Source organism: Methylocella silvestris, assembly GCF_002891535.1.
In the GTDB taxonomy this organism is placed as follows: Bacteria; Pseudomonadota; Alphaproteobacteria; order Rhizobiales; family Beijerinckiaceae; genus Methylocapsa; species Methylocapsa silvestris_A.
Map to the genome: position 1 here is coordinate 1 of NZ_PDZR01000004.1, position 16888 is coordinate 16888.

Annotated in this window: 17 protein-coding genes and 1 pseudogene; 10 read left to right on the forward strand and 8 right to left on the reverse strand. The window is 62.7% G+C overall.

Features of this window, described 5'->3' with window-relative positions; translation table 11 throughout:
* Positions 1–123 precede the first annotated feature (123 nt).
* On the forward strand, positions 124–438 hold the full coding sequence (locus tag CR492_RS05575) for a hypothetical protein (protein ID WP_102842765.1): 315 nt from the start codon (positions 124–126) through the stop codon (positions 436–438).
* Between the two features lie 54 nt (positions 439–492).
* On the opposite strand, the gene tolB is transcribed toward CR492_RS05575, so the two are convergent.
* From tolB to ybgC, 5 genes are all read right to left on the reverse strand, one after another.
* Entirely contained in the window at positions 493–1875 is a 1383-nt protein-coding gene (tolB, locus tag CR492_RS05580) for a Tol-Pal system beta propeller repeat protein TolB (RefSeq protein ID WP_180982441.1), read from the reverse strand.
* A complete protein-coding gene (locus CR492_RS05585; protein WP_102842766.1) occupies positions 1830–3002 on the reverse strand; it encodes a cell envelope biogenesis protein TolA in 1173 nt (390 codons plus the stop codon). Before CR492_RS05585 ends, tolB begins: the two co-directional genes overlap by 46 nt.
* Before the next feature lie 5 nt (positions 3003–3007).
* Positions 3008–3454: an ExbD/TolR family protein gene (locus tag CR492_RS05590; protein WP_180982442.1), complete on the reverse strand. Its 447-nt coding sequence runs from the start codon at positions 3452–3454 to the stop codon at positions 3008–3010.
* A gap of 130 nt (positions 3455–3584) precedes the next feature.
* Entirely contained in the window at positions 3585–4331 is a 747-nt protein-coding gene (gene tolQ / locus CR492_RS05595; RefSeq protein WP_102842768.1) for a protein TolQ, read from the reverse strand.
* A 184-nt stretch (positions 4332–4515) separates the two neighbouring features.
* On the reverse strand, positions 4516–4965 hold the full coding sequence (gene ybgC / locus CR492_RS05600; RefSeq protein ID WP_102842769.1) for a tol-pal system-associated acyl-CoA thioesterase: 450 nt from the start codon (positions 4963–4965) through the stop codon (positions 4516–4518).
* 156 nt (positions 4966–5121) lie between these two features.
* On the opposite strand from ybgC, the gene CR492_RS05605 reads away from it, so the two are divergent.
* From CR492_RS05605 to CR492_RS05615, 3 genes are all read left to right on the forward strand, one after another.
* Positions 5122–6141 (forward strand): NAD(P)H-dependent glycerol-3-phosphate dehydrogenase, encoded by a 1020-nt coding sequence (locus tag CR492_RS05605; RefSeq protein ID WP_102842770.1) that lies wholly within the window; start codon positions 5122–5124, stop codon positions 6139–6141.
* A gap of 47 nt (positions 6142–6188) precedes the next feature.
* Entirely contained in the window at positions 6189–6605 is a 417-nt protein-coding gene (locus CR492_RS05610) for an EVE domain-containing protein (protein WP_102842771.1), read from the forward strand.
* A gap of 176 nt (positions 6606–6781) precedes the next feature.
* Entirely contained in the window at positions 6782–7897 is a 1116-nt protein-coding gene (locus tag CR492_RS05615) for a hypothetical protein (RefSeq protein WP_102842772.1), read from the forward strand.
* Positions 7898–7961: 64 nt separating this feature from the next.
* Here the strand turns inward: CR492_RS05615 and ampH are convergent, their stop codons facing one another.
* On the reverse strand, positions 7962–9083 hold the full coding sequence (gene ampH / locus CR492_RS05620; protein ID WP_102842773.1) for a D-alanyl-D-alanine-carboxypeptidase/endopeptidase AmpH: 1122 nt from the start codon (positions 9081–9083) through the stop codon (positions 7962–7964).
* A 125-nt stretch (positions 9084–9208) separates the two neighbouring features.
* Here ampH and CR492_RS05625 point away from each other — a divergent pair, with 125 nt between their 5' ends.
* Together CR492_RS05625 and CR492_RS05630 are read left to right on the forward strand one after the other, a co-directional pair.
* Positions 9209–9622, forward strand: a complete 414-nt coding sequence (locus CR492_RS05625) for a protease inhibitor I42 family protein (RefSeq protein WP_180982443.1) — start codon at positions 9209–9211, stop codon at positions 9620–9622.
* A gap of 186 nt (positions 9623–9808) precedes the next feature.
* A pseudogene (locus CR492_RS05630) lies at positions 9809–10129 on the forward strand (Rieske 2Fe-2S domain-containing protein); the annotation flags it as partial.
* A gap of 92 nt (positions 10130–10221) precedes the next feature.
* Here the strand turns inward: CR492_RS05630 and ahcY are convergent.
* Both ahcY and CR492_RS05640 read right to left on the reverse strand, forming a co-directional pair.
* Positions 10222–11628 carry an adenosylhomocysteinase gene (ahcY, locus tag CR492_RS05635; RefSeq protein ID WP_102842776.1) on the reverse strand — a complete coding sequence of 469 codons (1407 nt, stop codon included), beginning with the start codon at positions 11626–11628 and terminating at the stop codon, positions 10222–10224.
* An 89-nt stretch (positions 11629–11717) separates the two neighbouring features.
* Positions 11718–13043, reverse strand: a complete 1326-nt coding sequence (locus CR492_RS05640) for a glycosyltransferase (RefSeq protein WP_102842777.1) — start codon at positions 13041–13043, stop codon at positions 11718–11720.
* Between the two features lie 458 nt (positions 13044–13501).
* On the opposite strand from CR492_RS05640, the gene CR492_RS05645 reads away from it, so the two are divergent.
* From CR492_RS05645 to CR492_RS05660, 4 genes are all read left to right on the forward strand, one after another.
* Positions 13502–14290 (forward strand): sulfotransferase domain-containing protein, encoded by a 789-nt coding sequence (locus CR492_RS05645; protein WP_180982444.1) that lies wholly within the window; start codon positions 13502–13504, stop codon positions 14288–14290.
* Between the two features lie 130 nt (positions 14291–14420).
* Entirely contained in the window at positions 14421–15326 is a 906-nt protein-coding gene (locus tag CR492_RS05650; RefSeq protein ID WP_245411980.1) for a hypothetical protein, read from the forward strand.
* A gap of 11 nt (positions 15327–15337) precedes the next feature.
* Entirely contained in the window at positions 15338–16477 is a 1140-nt protein-coding gene (locus CR492_RS05655; protein WP_102842780.1) for an LptF/LptG family permease, read from the forward strand.
* Positions 16474–16869 (forward strand): winged helix-turn-helix domain-containing protein, encoded by a 396-nt coding sequence (locus CR492_RS05660; RefSeq protein WP_102842781.1) that lies wholly within the window; start codon positions 16474–16476, stop codon positions 16867–16869. Before CR492_RS05655 ends, CR492_RS05660 begins: the two co-directional genes overlap by 4 nt.
* Positions 16870–16888: the final 19 nt, after the last annotated feature.

Genomic DNA, 16888 nt, shown 5'->3' on the forward strand with positions numbered 1-16888 from the left:
GTTTGGCGCGGTAATCACTACTTTTTTTTTTAAAGCGGAAGACGGCATACGAGATTACTACGCGTCTCGTGGGCTCGGAGATGTGTATAAGAGACAGCCCCCGCGGAGCCCGAGCCGCCACAGATGACCTTGGTCGGCGTGGTCCGCGGCGAAGAGTTCAGCGTCGGCCTGTTTGCCGATGAATCCGGGAAGTCCCTGCGGTTGCGCATCGGCGAGGCGGATGACGGCGGGTGGACCGTGCGCTCGGTCGGCCCGCGCTCGGCGACGCTCGAAAAAGAAACCCGTGAGGTCACGCTGGAATTGCCCGCGCGCGACGCCGAGATCGCTTCCGAGCCGCCGCCTGCCATGGCGGCCCTGAATGGGGCGAGCGAGGAGCGCGTCATTCCGAGGCTCCGCGGCAGGCTCGGGCGCGCGGAAGAATCCCCTTCAGGCGAATAAATTTCAGTCCCGCGCGACCATGGCCGCCGGCTGTTGTCGGCCGGCGGCGCCCGGTCAATTCAGCAAGGGGCTCCAGGTCGGGTCCGACGCATAGCTCGGCGTCGGCACCAAAAACTCCCCGCGGCCGAACACATCGACCATATAGATCTTTGAGCCGCCGGAGCCGCCGGGATCGCGGAAGAACATCAGATATAATCCGTTCGGCGCCCAGGTCGGTCCCTCATTGTGGAATCCTTCCGTCAGGATGCGCTCGCCCGTGCCGTCTGGACGCATCACGCCGATGGCGAAAGTGTCGCCCTTCTGTCGTGTGAAGGCGATGAGATCGCCCTTCGGCGACCAAACCGGCGTCGAATAGCGGCCTTCGCCAAAGGACAGCCGCTTTGGCACCCCCCCGCTCGCCGACATCGTATAGAGCTGCGGGCTGCCGCCGCGATCGGATTCGAACACGATCTGCGAGCCATCCGGCGAATACGACGGGGACGTGTCGATCGCGCCTGAATCGGTCAGTCGCGTCGTCGTGCGCGACTTGATATCCATGGCGTAGAGATTGGTCGCCGCGCCCTGCGAGAGAGACATGACGATCTTCTGTCCGTCGGGCGAGAAGCGCGGCGCGAAGGTCATGCCGGGAAAATTTCCGACTACCTCCCGCTGTCCGGTCTCGATGTTCAGCAGCAGAACTTTGGGATCGGCCGCGCCAAAGGACATATAGGTCACGTCCTGCGAGGACGGCGAGAAGCGCGGGGTCACGACGAGGTCGTCGCCGCGCGACAGATAGCGCACATTGGCGCCGTCCTGATCCATGATCGCAAGGCGCTTGCGGCGGCGCTCCGGCGGCCCCGTCTCATCGACGAAGACGATCCGCGTATCGAACACGCCGCCCTCCCCGGTGATCCGCGAAAATATGGCGTCGGAGACGATATGGGCGACGCGCCGCGAATTATTCGGATCGGTCACATATTGCTGGCCGGCGACCTGCTGACCGGTTGCCACGTCGAACAGACGAAACTCCGTCTGCAACCTCCCGTCGGCATTGCGCCCACTCCGGCCGGTCACCACGAATTGGGCGTTTAATGCGCGAAACGGCGTCATATCGGGCGTCTGATCTGGACTTGCCGCCGGCCCTGCAAAACTTTTCGGGTCAATCGGCGCGAGAAAGACCGAACGCTTGAAATTATTGGTGATGATGTTCGTAACCTGCGCGGCGGCCGTCGGATCGCCGGCGAAGGGCGTCACCGCGATCGAGACCGGATTGAACTCGCCGCGGCGGACGTCGAGATAGCGGTCCTCGGCGTGGGCGCTCCACAGCGCCAACGGGTTGACGGCGAGGATCGCGCACAGGGCGAAAGGAGCGATCAGGAGGGCGAAAAAACGGCGGTTCAACCTTGCAATGTTCAAAGCATGTCTTCCGGATCGAAGCGGACGATCCGGCCTTTCCATTGGTCATAGAAGGGCTGGTACTGCGCGGGAATGCGCAGCGGGTTACAGCGGCGCACTGCCCGCAGCGCGCTGTCGGCGAGCGAGCGCAGATTGGGGTCGGCCGGCGGGTTCAGCAATTCAGGCGCGCCGACGAGCCCGCCATCCTGCGCATATTGCACATGAATCTGCGGCACATATTTCTGTTGCCCGGCCAGTCCGACGAAATTCCAGCAGTGGCGGTACTGGTCCTGCAGGATGCCGTCGAGCTGGGCCCACAGGCTGGGCGACATTTTTGACGCGCTCGCCGTCGGAGAGCCGAGCGAGGCAACCTGCTGCAACTCGCGTCCCGTCGCCGCTTTCTGCTGCGGCGCGTCCTTGTTGAGCAAGCGGCTAATCGCCGAGAGGTCGAACTTTGGCGTCGGTTCGGCGCTCTCCTCGCCCGATTTTGGCTTCGCCGGCATCTCCTGCGGCTTGTCCTTTGGCTTTTGCTCCTCAAGCAATTTGGCGAGCTCGTCCGGCTTGAATTTTGGCTCGGGCTTTTTCTGCGGCTCAACTGGCCGCGGCTTGGGCTCAGCAACGATTTTCTTCGGCTCGGGCTTGGCCTCCGCGACCTTCTTCGGCTCCGGCTTCGGTTTGGCGACGGGCTTTGGCTCTTCGGCGTCCGGCGCAACAGCGTCCGGCGGCGTCACGGCCGCCTGTTTCGCAGGCTCGGCTTTCGCTGCTGGCTCGGTCTTGGCGGGCTCGGCCTTCTGCGGCTCCGGCTGCGCTTTGGCGGGTTCGTCCACAGGACGCTCCGGGGGCGTCGGCGCGGCTTTCGCCTCCTCGCTGCGGCCGGGATCCTCCACCGGCTGGGCGCGCGGCGGCGGGGTGGGAACGTCGGTCTTGGCGGGATCGCGCGTGACAACCGGCTTCGCCTCGGCGATTTCAGCGAGCTTTTGCGCCTTCTGCTGCGGCTTCTCGCTGAGTTTGGCGGTCTTTTCGCCCTTCATGATCTGGTTGAATTGCGAGTCGGTCAGCATCTCGACAGGAATCGTCTCCTGCGCATCGTCGAATTTCGAGGAATGGGCGAACGAAAAGACCATGGCTGCGAGCAGCAGGGCGTGCCCGCCGCCGGACAGAGCGGCTCCTGGATGATCGCGCAGCGACATAGGCGTCAGGACTTGCTCGGATCGGTAACGAGGGCGACCTTCTTGAATCCGGCGGTCGTGATGATCGACATCACCTCGGCGATCTTGCCGTAATTCACCTGATTGGCGCCGCGGACATAAATGCGCTCGTCGAATCCGGACTTGGCGAGTTCTTTCAATTTGTCGGCGAGCTTGGCCATATCAACCGGCTCATCCATGACAAACACCGCGCCCTTGTCGTCGACCGCGACGGACAGAGGCTTTTGCTCGACATTGAGCGCCGCCGATTTGGTCTGCGGCAGATCGATCGCGACCCCGGTCGCAAGCAAGGGCGCCGCCACCATGAAGATAATCAAGAGCACCAGCATGACGTCGATAAAGGGCGTCATGTTGATGTCGGCCATCGGCCGGTAGCGCGGCGAGCCGCGGCGCCCGCGCCCGCCCTTGCGTCCCGCAATTGTCGACATCGCCATGGTCAATCTCCCGCGTGCGGCGCGCGGCCCTGTCCCTTCAGACAGAACCCTATCCCGCCTTCAGCGCTGTTCGCGACGCTTAAGCAGCGCCGTTTGAATGCGTCTTCTGCAGCCGGCCAGTCGGCCGACTTCACGCCGCTTGATCGTGGGCGGCGCGCTGATCGATCTGGCGCGACAGGATCGACGAGAATTCGTCTGCGAAGCCCTCGAGCTGGGCCTGCTTCTTGGCGACGTCGCCCTGCAGCTTGTTATAGGCGATCAGCGCCGGAATGGCGGCGAATAGGCCGATGGCGGTCGCAAACAGCGCCTCCGCGATGCCTGGCGCGACCACGGCAAGCGAAGTGTTGCGCGAGGCCGCGATCGAGCGAAACGACGACATGATGCCCCAGACCGTGCCAAACAGGCCGATAAAGGGGCTGGCGGAGGCGACCGTCGCCAGCACCAAAAGATTCGATTCGAGCTTTTCCACCTCGCGCGCGATGGAGACGTCGAGCACCTTCTCGATGCGCGCCTGCAAGCCCATGAAAGTGGAGGTTGCCGCCCCCTGCACTGAGCGCCGCCATTCGCGCATGGCGGCGACAAAGAGGCTCGCCATGCCTGAGGTCGGGCGCGCCGATAGCGTCGTATAAAGCTCGTCAAGCGAGGCGCCAGACCAGAAGACTTCTTCAAACTGATCGATGGCCCGCTGCGTGCGGCGCAAAAGGATCGCCTTGTTGATGATGATCGCCCAGCACCAGACGGAGGCCGCCAGCAGCCCGAGCATGACAAGCTTGACGACGATATGCGCCGACCAGAACATCGACAGAAGGGAAACTTCGCTGCCCTGGGCGAAACCTGTCGCGGCCACGCCGGTCGCCGCAATATCGGCTGGATTCATTTCAAATCATCCTCAAATCGGCTGGCGGCGGCGAGTCCCACGGGTCGCCGCGTCGCTCCGCCTCGAGACCCAAGCAGTTCTCTTGACGCCGAAATCGGTCATTTCTGCGGCTTGCACGTCTGTGTCCGGCAAGTCTGCGCCTTGCGTGACGCTTTCCGCCGGCCGCGCCCGATTTAGACTTCGTTCAGGTTAAGATCGGGTTAGCCGCTTCGGAATTGTCGATGAGTCTTGCCCGCATCTGTCCGGGGATACGGATCGCCTTGCCGGCGCCGACGACAGCGATCTTCACCTTCGCCTCGACCAGGATCTCGTCGCCGCGAAGAACCTTCTGAGCCATGCCGATCGAGGCGCCGCCAACTGCCTCGATCCGCGTCTCGACGACCAGGAGATCGTCCATCAGCGCCGGCTTCTTGAAATCGAGCGTCATGGCCCGCACGGCGAAATAGAAGCTGTCGCCCTGCTCGAAGATCGTCCGATGCTCAAGTCCGATCGCGCGCAGGAATTCTGTGCGGCCCCGCTCGAGGAAGCGCAAATAGGAGGCGTGATAGACGACGCCGGAAAAATCCGTGTCTTCATAATAGACGCGCAGCTCGAAAATGCGGGCGTGCGGATGCGGCTGGAGTTTTCGTTGCATGAATCCTTCTATCGCTGGCCGATCGCCCGGCGGCGATCACGAAAAAGCTTAGCTTCATTGCAATCGCTTGCCCAAGCTTCCGCCCGTTGCCAACGAATCGAAATCGAACGTAGTTAAGGTCGGGGGCGAGTCTCGTTCAATAAAGGGACGACGAGTATGGCGTCGAGGGAGGGCAGCCGCAAGATCGCGGTTCTGGGGGCCGGCGCGTGGGGGACGGCGCTGGCCAATCTGGCCGCGCGCGGCGGCCGCGCGAAGACGGACAGCGAGATTATCCTTTATGCGCGCGACCCGGATCACGTCGCCGAAATGGCGGCGACCGGCGTCAATGCGCGGCGGCTTCCCGGCGTGCCGCTGCTCTCCAATGTGACCCCCGTCGCCGACCTCAAGGCGGCGGCCGACGCCGACATCATTCTCGCCGTCGTCCCGGCGCAGGCGCTGCGCCAGGTGCTCATCGAGATCGCCCCCCTGCTCGAAGGAACGCCGCCGATCGTCGTCTGCGCCAAGGGAATCGAGCATGGCACGGGCCGTTTCGTGACCGACATCGTCCGTGAGGCGCTGCCGGAGCATATCGCTGCGATCCTGTCCGGCCCGAGCTTCGCGCAGGACGTCGCGCGGGGCCTCCCGACAGCCGTGACGCTCGCCGCCCGCGATCCGAATGTGGCGTCCGCCCTCGCCGCCATCGTCGCGGGGCCGGGCTTTCGCGTCTATTCGTCGAGCGATGTTCGCGGCGTCGAGATCGGCGGCGCAGCCAAGAATGTGCTCGCCATCGCGAGCGGCGTCGCCGCCGGCCGCGAGCTTGGCGCCAGCGCCGGGGCGGCGCTCATCGCAAGGGGCTTCGCCGAGCTCAGCCGATTCGGCCGCGCTTACGAGGCCGAGCCCGCGACGCTGATGGGCCTTTCGGGCCTCGGCGATCTTGTCCTTACCTGCACCTCGCCGCTCTCGCGCAATTTTTCCCTTGGCCTCGCGCTTGGCCGCGGCGAAACGATCGCGCAGGCAACGGAACGGGTCGGGCTGGCCGAGGGCGTCTTTACCTGCGGCGTGCTGGTCGATCTCGCGCGCGCCGCGGGCGTCGACATGCCCATCGCCAACGCGGTCGACGCCGTGCTGGCGGAACGGATCACCATCGATGAGGCCATCGCGGAACTTCTCGCGCGACCCTCGAAACCCGAAGGCTGACGCGGCATAATCGCAGCAGCGCCCGAATCGGCGCGCGGGAGAAAAAGATGGCGCATTGGCTGCTCAAGAGCGAGCCTTCCTCGTGGTCCTGGGACAAGCAGGTCGAGGCGGGCAAGAAAGGCACGTTCTGGAATGGCGTGCGCAACCATTCCGCAAAACTCAATCTGATGGCGATGAAGGTCGGCGAAGAGGCGTTTTTCTACCATTCCAACGAAGGCAAGGAGATCGTCGGGATCGTCGAGATCATCAAGCCCTATTATCCTGATCCATCCGACGCCAGCGGCAAGTTCGGCATGGTCGACGTGCGCGCCAAGGCGCCCTTGAAGCGCCCCGTGACGCTGGAGGAGATCAAGGCCGATCCGCGCCTCAAGGCTATGATCCTCGTGAATAACTCCCGCCTTTCGGTGCAGCCGGTGAGCGAGGCGGAATGGCAGATCATCTGCGCCGAAGGCGGCCGTGGTTGATTGCGGCTTCACGCTGAACGCGCGCCCGCAAGCGGTGGTCGAAGCGGACGCGGGCCGCGGGTTCTCGGCCCGGGGAAAAATACAAATCCGTATTTCATGGAACGATCGGAAGATCGTGGAAGACGGAGAGCGAACCCCATTGCTTATTGGCTCCCAAGCCAAGTGGGGGACGCCTGATGAGAGTTTACGCCAATTCGACCGTTCGCTGGATCACGCGCGCGGGGCTCGCCTGCGTCGCCGCTCTGGCGGCCTTCGCCGCTCCCGGCGCGCGCGCCAATGACAACAGCCCGTGGCAACCGCACAGCATGCGGCAGACCCTGGTCCTCGAAGATGAAGGAAGCTTTTTCATCGGCGGCCAGAAGCTCCATACCGATTTTCCGAGCTCAGCGCCGACAGGGTTGAATGCGCCCGGAACCTATACCGTCAACCAGATGTATGTTCACTACTGGATTCCGTGGCCCTCCGAACGCAAGCTGCCCGTCATCATGGTGCATGGGTCGAATCATACAGGCATGACCTATGAAACGACGCCGGACGGCCGAGAAGGTTGGGCGACCTATTTCGTGCGCCACGGCTATCCGGTCTATGTCGTCGACCAGGCCGGACGGGGCCGCTCGAGTTTCAACCCGACCGCAGTCAATCAGGCGATTGCGCAGCAGAATGTCGCGCTGCTACCCCCTGCCGGCTTTCAGCTCTATCCAGTCGAAGGCGCATGGGTGAATTTTCTGTTTGGCCCATCTTACGGAACCGCGTGGCCGGACGAACGCTTTCCGCTTCCCTCGCTGGATGAGTACCAGAAGCAGCTCGTCCCCAACACGGAAGTTACGCTCGTCAACGGCGGAACGAACACCACCAATGATCTCGCGCTGCTGCTCGACAAGATCGGCCCGGCGATCCTCGTCGTTCATTCGCAGTCCGGCGCCCTCGGTTTGGGAACGGTCGTGCAACGCTCCAATCTGGTTAAGGGCCTGATCTCCGTCGAGGGAGGCTGCACGCCGATCAATTCGTCGGACGTGACATCCCATTATAAGAAGGTGCCGTTCATTTCGTTCTGGGGCGATCACAGCGTCGGCGCGGTCGGCGCGAATGGCGATCAAAGACGCAATGACTGCAAGGCCACCGTAAATTCATTCAAAAGCGCCGGCGGCGACGCCACTTTTCTCTCGTTGCCGGATGATCTCGGCATTCATGGCAACAGCCATATGCTCATGATGGACAACAACAATCTACAGCTGGCGGACATCCTGCTGAAGTGGATCAAACAAAACGTCGAGAAACCCCGTCGCCACTAGGTCTGGTCAGCAACGCGCGTGGGGCCGGTCGCGACATCATCCTCGCGACCGGCGCAGCGCCTGGCTAGCGCGTGACGAGATCCATGACTATCCCGTTCGCCATTTCGGTGAGCGGTTTGAACATGCCAAAATCGGCGCGGTTGACGGCGACGAACAGGCCGACGCCGCGTCCGGGCGCAAAGACGATATAGCTCATGAACCCGACGCCGCCGCCGCTCTTGGCGATCAGCGTCGGACGAATCCCCTGCCCCGCCGTGATCACCCAACCGAGGCCAAGGCCCGACATCGGTCCCGCCTCGTCGAAACCGATCGCCGCATCGAGCGCCTGGCGCTGCCGGTAGACCGCATGGCTCAGCGCCAGCGGGCCGTCATTGGCGTCCTCAAGATTGTGGCGCAGCCAGCGCGCCATATCATTGGCCGTGCTGTAGAGTCCGCCGCTGCCGTCGGTCGCTGTCGTGTCGACGCAGGGGCCGGCGCCTCCGAGCCCCGAGCCAACCATCAGCCTTTCACATTGCGCCGGCGTCGGCGAAAACATTGTGTTGGCCATGCCGAGCGGCGCCGTCACGCGCGTGCGCAACACAGTTGGATAGGGTTCGCCTGCGGCGGTCTCGATCGCGTCGGCGAGAAGATCGAAGCTGACGTTCGAATAGGAAGCAATTGCGCCCGGCGTCCATGGCAGCTTGTAGCCCGGCAGCCAGGCCCAGCGGTCGGCCCTCGTCGGCCAGGCGCGCTGCATCACCCCTTCGGGCGATTGCCCCATTTCGCGCGGCAGCGCCGCCGAATGGGTCGCAAGATCGAGCAACGTAATCTCATGGCCGCTCAACGCCGGAACCTTGGCCGCGCCCGCATAACGTTGCAGCGTGTCGGTGAGCCGCAGCTTGCCTTCCGCCGAAAGAGCGGCGAGCGTTTCCGTCGCGAACACCTTTGTGATCGAATTCAGCCGAACCAGCGTCTCCCCGTCAGGCTGGCGCTTGTTGCCTTTTTCTGTCTCGCCATAGCCGACCACGAGACTGTGGCCGCCGCGCACGACCGCGAGCACCATGCCCGGCGCGCCGGACTCCATGAACATTACCACGCCGCCGACGTCGGTCGCCGCGGCGAGCACGGGGTCCGCGCCATCGTCGGCGCGCGACGCAAATGGCGCCGCCAGGATTGCAATCGACAGGAAAATGGCTCGCCTGTTCACGCAGATGCTCCCTTTCTTTGGCGAAGCGTTCCGAGGAAAGGACTGGCTCCCGGTCCGGCTGCGCCTATAATCTTGGGGAGACCTTAGCCGAGGCCATAGCCACGCGTAAGATAGCGAGATCGCCAATGGCCCGCGCACGTATCAAGGCCCTTATCGCAGCCTGCGCCTGCGCTGTGCTGGCGAGCGGCGCTGCCCTGGCGCAGGAGGCGGGCCGCATCGCCGACGAAGCGGACAATGGCGGAACGATCCGGCTTCACGCCGGAGAAACAATCACCCTGCGGCTGCCCGAAAATCCCTCGACCGGCTATGGCTGGAGCCTCGAGCCTTATGACGCCGAATTGCTCGACGTGCGGCAGGGCCCGTATCGGGCGCGGGCGGGCGCGCTCGGCGCTGGAGGCGAAGCAAGCTGGACGATTCGGGCAAGAGCGGCGGGATCGTCCACGAAAAAGACCACCCTCGGGCTCAAGTTGTGGCTCCAATGGGAGGGCGATCCATCCATCGTCAAGCGCTTTGGCGTGACGCTGCCGGTGGCGCCCTGAACGCCGGAGGAAAGCCGCCGCCGTTTCGTGGCGCATCGGCGAAACAGAATCGGCTGATTTGTTGAGAATCCTCCGCGGCAAGGTCATTTTCACGACATTTGACGGAGATCACGCCGGGCAGCGCGCCTTTTTTCTGGTCCGCAATTTGCTGCCCGGCTCTGGCGTTCACGGCGAGAGACGGAATCGATGGCGTTTATCTCAATCTGCAGCGCCGACGCGGTCGGCGAAGGAAGCATGGGCCTCTTCCAGGCTGGAAAGAAAAGCATTCTGCTGGTCTGGCCGGCCGGCGGCGAGCTCAAGGCCTATCGCGGGCGCTGCCCCCATGCCGACATGCCGCTGACCGAGTCGAGCTTCGACGGCAGAAAGGTGACCTGCCTGCACCATAACTGGGGCTTTGAGTGCGACACCGGCAAATGCGTCACCCACGCCGTGCGCAACGCCTTGCATCCCTATCCGCTGCGTATCGAGGGAGAGGAGATCTGGGCCCGGTCAGGGAGCCCCGCGCGAAGAGCTGAAGGCGGAAGGCAATGCCTCCGGCACAAAAGCAAACAAAAAGGCCGCCCTCGCGGACGGCCTTTTTTATGGGCTGAGTCTACCGCTCAATACCGGTAGTGATCCGGCTTGAACGGGCCGTGCTCCGGCACGCCGAGATAGATCGACTGGGCCGGGGTCAGCTTCGAGAGCTTCACGCCGATCTTGTCGAGATGCAGCAGCGCGACTTTTTCGTCGAGGTGCTTTGGCAGCGTGTAGACCTTCTTTTCATAATGGCCCTGCTTGGTCCACAGCTCGATTTGCGCCAGCGTCTGATTGGTGAAGGAGGCCGACATCACGAATGACGGGTGGCCTGTAGCGTTGCCGAGATTCACGAGCCGGCCTTCCGACAACAGGATGATGCGCTTGCCGTCCGTGAACTCGATCTCGTCCACCTGCGGCTTCACATTATGCCATTTGAGGTTGCGCAGGCCCGCGACCTGAATTTCGGAATCGAAATGGCCGATGTTGCAGACGATGGCGCGGTCTTTCATCGCCCGCATGTGGTCGAGCGTGATGACGTCGATATTGCCGGTACAGGTGACGAAGATGTCGGCGCGGGGCGCCGCGTCTTCCATTGTGGTGACTTCATAGCCTTCCATCGCCGCCTGCAAAGCGCAGATCGGATCAACTTCCGAGACCAGCACGCGGGCGCCGGCGTTGCGCAGCGAGGCCGCAGAACCCTTGCCGACGTCGCCGAAGCCCGCCACCATCGCCACCTTGCCAGCCATCATCACATCGGTGCCACGGCGGATGCCGTCGACGAGCGATTCACGGCAGCCGTAGAGATTGTCGAATTTCGACTTGGTCACGGAATCATTGACGTTGATCGCCGGCCACAGCAGCTTGCCGTCCTTCTCCATCAGATAGAGCCGGTGCACGCCAGTGGTGGTCTCTTCGCTGACGCCTTTGATCGCCTGGCCATATTTCGTGTAGATGCCGGGATGGGAGGCGAGCCGCCGCTTGATCGCGGCGAAGAAGAATTCCTCTTCTTCATTGCCGGGCGTCTCGAGGAAAGCCGTATCGCCCGCTTCGGCGCGCATGCCAAGATGCACGAGCATGGTGGCGTCGCCGCCGTCGTCAAGGATGAGGTTCGGCGCGCCGCCGTCGTCCCATTCGAAAATCTTGTGGGTATATTCCCAATAGTCGTAAAGGCTCTCGCCCTTGCGCGCGAAGACCGGAATGCCGGCCGCGGCGATCGCGGCGGCGGCGTGGTCCTGCGTCGAATAGATGTTGCAGGAGGCCCAGCGGATGTCGGCGCCGAGCGCCTTGAGCGTCTCGATCAGCACCGCCGTCTGGATCGTCATATGCAGCGAGCCGGCGATGCGCGCGCCCTTCAGCGGCTGGCTCGGCCCATATTCCGCGCGGGTCGCCATGAGCCCGGGCATTTCCGTCTCGGCGATGGCGAGTTCGCGCCGGCCCCAATCGGCGAGCTTGATGTCGGTAATGGCGTAATCATTGAAAGAATGGGTCATGGCTGGCTCCGGCGCTCTAAATTTCGAAGCTGTATAACAGGCGCGGCCAACCAAGGCAATAAAGATATAAGCAAGTCTTTATATGGTTTTTAAAGCCCAAGCATCGGCCCGGCGATCCGCGCCAGCGCCGAACGATAGGCGTCAAAACCAAAATGCGCCTCATAGGCGCGTCGCGTGTCCGAGGAGCTGCGGTCGGCGGGTTGCGCGTGACATGATGCATGCGCCCGGGCCAGCGCCGCGGCGAAGGCCGCCGGCTCCGTCGCCAGCGCCACATTGCGCAATTGCGCCGGATCGATCTGCATGCCGCGAAAGGCGTGCGGCGTCGCGATCAGCGGCGCGCCGGAGGACAGCGCCTCGATTGTCTTGATCGAAATGCCATGCCCCTCGGTCGTCGGCAGGAGGATGGCGGCGGCGGCGGCGTAGGCCGCGTCAAGATCCTCGATCCGCCCGGAAAACAGCGCGGCATGGCGCCTGAACAGAGCCGGCGCGCGGGTGCGGAATTCGCGATCGATATTGCCGATGATTTTCACCGCGACATTCGGCGCGAGCGGCAGAACCTGTTCGAGAAACCAGACAACGCCAAGAAAATTCGCATAATTGGCGCTGGCGACGATGATGAAATCAGGGCCGCCGGCTCCGATCCCGACGGGCGGCGTCGCCGGATAGACGAGTTCATGCCGGCTCGACGGCAACAGCATCTTGAAACTCGCCGCCTCCTCATTGTTGAGATGCAGCAGCACGTCGGCTTTGCCGAGCTCGGCGAGCTCGATCCCGAGCATGGCGTCGAATTTTGCCCGCGGCGGGACGGTCCAGCCGGATTCATTGCGCAGGGCATATTGCCGCGCCTGGAGATCATGGGTGTCGAGCGCGACCGGTGCGCCATGGCGCTGTTTCATCGCCATGGCCACGGGCATGCAGAAAAAATGATTGCAATGGATGAAATCGATCTTTGTCTCGGCCGGGAGAGCGGCGGGGATCGGCGCGAGCCTTGCGCTTTCGACCAGAATGGCGGCGAAATTGCCGTGCAGCCAGAGCCGAGCCGCATTGAGAAAAGCCGGACGCGGCACGCGCGCCAGCGGCATGCCCGAATAGAATCGAGTGTCCGCCTCAAGATCCTGCGTCGCCGCGGCATAGGCTTTATGCGCGCGTGAGCCTTCCACTGCGCCCGGTGAATCGGCGATGGCGAGGCTGAGGACACGCGCGCCAAGGCTGCGATAGGCTCGCGCTTGCGATACAAACACCTGATGGCTGCCGCAGGAATGCCAGGCCGGATGGATGAGCAGCACGGTCTTGCCGGCAAGTTCGGCAGTGATCGCCAGGCGCCGATCCTCTTGCGCAAGCGCCGCCTCCGCGTCCTGCGGCGGCGGGGAAGCCGCCGCGCGACCGAGGTTGGAATTTGTCGTGATGCCCGTCATCGCCCGCTCATGAAATCACGTTTGCGTGAGGGCCGAATCGCTTCAAGCCCAAGAAACTCATTGATCCATCGGGGCGCCGGATGCGGCCGTAAGCCGGCCTCTGCGCCACGACATCAGGCTCTAGGGCATTTTCGGCGAACGGGGCAAATCTCAGACAGATCCGCACGCAAGTTAAATAGCAGCTTGTTCAAAAACACGCCGCCAAGGATGGCTTAGGGCAGCGCGACGCGCGAAGGCGAAGATTTAAAACGTTCCAAATCGGGGGCCTTGATCGGGAAATAATTATTCTATTTTAGCGAAACGCGAAAATCAGTTCTGTCCAAACAAAGCATGATTTGTAATATTCCGTGAAGAAAAACCCAAAACCGCGCCAGCGGCCCGGCGCGGGCAACTTGAGGAAAAGGGCTGATATGTCGGCTTTCGAAAGGATCGGCGCTTTCTTGCAAAGGACAGGAGCCTTGCAAGGCTCGTCAAAAAAAAAATTCGTCCCTGAAGGCTTTACGCCGATCGGCGAATATTTGCCGGAAGATATTTTCGTCGTGGGATTTCCCAAGTCCGGCAACACCTGGTTTCAAAACCTCGTCGCCGGCGCGGTGTTCGGCGTGGACATCAATCTCAGTCCGCCGGGACTGGCGCATGATCTCGCGCCCGACGTAAACCATGGCAGATTCTACAAGCGCTATGCGACGCCGATGTTTTTCAAGTCGCATGATTTGCCTTTGCCTAATTTTCGGCGGGTCGTTTATCTGTTGCGCGACGGCCGTGACGCCATGGTGTCCTATCGCCACTATCGCGAGGTGATGGACCGCCGGGCGATCGATCTTCTGGAGTTTGTCAACCGGGCGACGCCGCTTTATCCCTGCCATTGGAGCGAACATGTCGAGGCCTGGGCGAAAAACCCCTATGGCGCGGACATGATCGTAATCAAATATGAAGATCTGCTGCGCGATACCGTGGCCGAGCTGCGGCGCTTTTGCGCATTCGCAGGCGTCTCCCGCGACGACGAGCATCTTCGGAGGGTGGCGGAAGCGAGCTCCTTCGACAAATTGCGCGAAAAAGAGACAAAACAGGGATTCGGCCGCGACGATCACGCTTTTGACCGCCCGTTTTTTTTCCGTCGCGGCGAAGCCGGCAGCTACAAGGATGAGATGTCGCCCGAGGCGTTGCGAATCTTCATGGATCAGGCGCGATCCACGCTCGAACGATACGGCTATCTCGACGAGGCGGATCAGGCTGCATCGCGATGAACCGGAGCCCCGCGCTCTGGCGCGATCGGCGTCGATGAAGCCTCACCGGCGCCGATTTTACTTGCATGCGGCGTTGCGCTATGGGCGATGCTTAATCAACATGGCCTGACTCATTCTGATGCGCGAACCTATGTTAGACGATCAAACCGGCCAGCAGCCGGCTGTCGCCGCCCCCGTTGTGCGGCCCGCCGAGGCCGCGGCGGGCAAGACGGGCGCAAGGGGCGTCGCCATCGTCGCCAATGACCGGATTTCCGACTGGCTGCTGCCCTTTCTCGAAAGCTATGCGGCGACAAATGCGAAAACGCCGCTCTATCTCATTCCTTATGACGATAATTTGACCTTGACCCGCCGGGCGGCCGACATCTACGGCGTCCACCTCGTCACCGAGGATTCGCGCGAGCTCGACGCCCTGGCCAGCCGGCTCTATCCCCTGTTTCCGGGACATCGGCGCCGCTTGCGGAAATTTCTGTCTCTCGCCCTGCCGCTTGACGAGGTGCTCTATATCGACGTCGACACAATCCTCTTCCGCGACGTCAGCGAGGCGTTCGGCAAGCTGGAGCCGGGCAAGACCGATTTCATCATGGCGTCGACCAGCGATGAATATGTCTACAACAAGAAACGCGCGAAATATGATTTTCTGCGCGACGTCAGGCTGTTCAACGACGGCTTTTTCATCACCTCGAACAAGATCCTGTCGCTGCAGCATTTTTATGAAGTGATCGAGCGCGACGAGGCGATTTTTCATGACGTGCGCAAGCATGGCATGCTGTTCGCTCAGCCTCTGAGCAATTTCATCACGCATCGGCGCGGGCTCAAGATCGCCTCGCTGACGGAACGCGTTCCGGGCGCCTCCGACGAAAGCTTCTACAAGGCGCAGGACGTCACCTTCGACGTCGAGGGTCTGCCGCTCGACGGAGCGAAAGACCGGATTTTCTTCGCCCATTGGGCCGGCGCCACGTCGCTGCCAAGCCGCCGCGTTTTCGACAAGGCATGGCTCGATTATTCAAAGAGAGCGCACGCGCGCCTCAAACTCTGAGGAGCTGCGATATGCCGCGGCTGCTGACCCTCTATCTTGCGAAACGGATTGCCGTCGCCGCGCTACTGATAGAGGCGATGCTGTGCATTCCGCTGGTGATGACGTCCTTGTTCCAGACGCTGCCGGCGGCGGCCATCCGCGGCGGCCTGCTCTTGCCCGCCCTGCTCGGCACCTTGCCGACCGTGCTTTATCTTGCCCTGCCGCTGTCGGTCGGGGTCGCCGTTGCGCTCGAATTCAGCCGCATGTCGTCGGACGGCATGATCGCGGTCCTCTACTCGATCCGGCTTTCGGTCTGGTCCCTCTGCGCGCCGGTGCTAATCGTCGCTGTGGCGGCCGTCAGCCTCGGCTACGCTCTTTCGTCCTACATCGCCCCCTCTTATGTCGGTCAGATGCATGACGTCATCCATGTCATCCGCAATTCGCTCAATCACCGTATGCTCGAGCCGGCGCATTTCTACACTTTCGACAAGGGCGCGCGGACCATGTTCTTCCAGCGCTGGCGCTCCTCCGACGTCGCCTCCGGCATGTTCATCTACCAATATTCCGCTGAAAAGAACGAGGAGCAGATCATCAATGCGGAGGAGGCCGAATTCCGCCGCAACGAGCAGGGCGTGGTGATCGTCCTCAATCATGGCTCGATCCAGACGCTGCCGTCCGGGGCGCAGGCGATGCGCAACGCCAATTTCGAGCAATATGCGCTGCCGATCGACATGCAGGGCGCGGGAGCCCTGCCGAAACGAGACTGGCGCGGCGTTTTCGAACTGCCGCTTGGCGATTTCTTCGCCGCCCTGCCGCCCGAGCGATGGGATCCGCGCGGCTATGCGGAATGGATGAGCGAAGCAGCAAAGCGCTGCTTCATTCCGATTCTGGCGCTGACCCATGCGCTGCTCGCGGTGGGGCTCGTCTTGACCGTCGCGGCGGCGACGGGACGCGGCTCGGCGGCGACGACCTCGACCATTCTCGCCATTCCGCTGATCCACGTCGGCATCCTGGTCGGCTCGGAGTCGATCGTGCGTGAAAACCCGCATCTGATCTGGCTGATCGGCCTCGCCATCGCCGCCGAGCTTGGCCTTGCTCTCTTCCTGATCGCGCGGCGCAACGCCAAATTCGGCGCGGTCGAACCGCCAGAGCTTTTGCCGGCGCCCGCGTGACCGGCGGCAAGCGCGCCGCCGTCGTCAAGATCGAACTGCACTGGCCGAACGGCGGTTCGCTCGGGCCGGCGGACGTTGAACTGATCGACATGATTCGCGCCAAGCGATCCATCATCGGGGCGAGTCGCGCCGTCGGGCTCTCCTATAGAACATGCTGGCTAAGCGTCGATCGCCTGAACCGCTGCTTCGACCGACCGATCGTCGAGACCTTCCCGGGCCGGCGCGACTGGGGCGCGGCGATCACCGAATTCGGCGAAGCTCTGATCGCGCTCTATCATTCGATCGCCGCCGAGGCCGCAGCCTCTGCGCGCCATTCGCTGGCCCCTTTTGCAGCGGCGGCGGATTTGAATTTTGATCCGAAAGCGAAAGCCCCCCGAAAGGCGCGGGGCTGACCTTGCCGGAATAAACGCT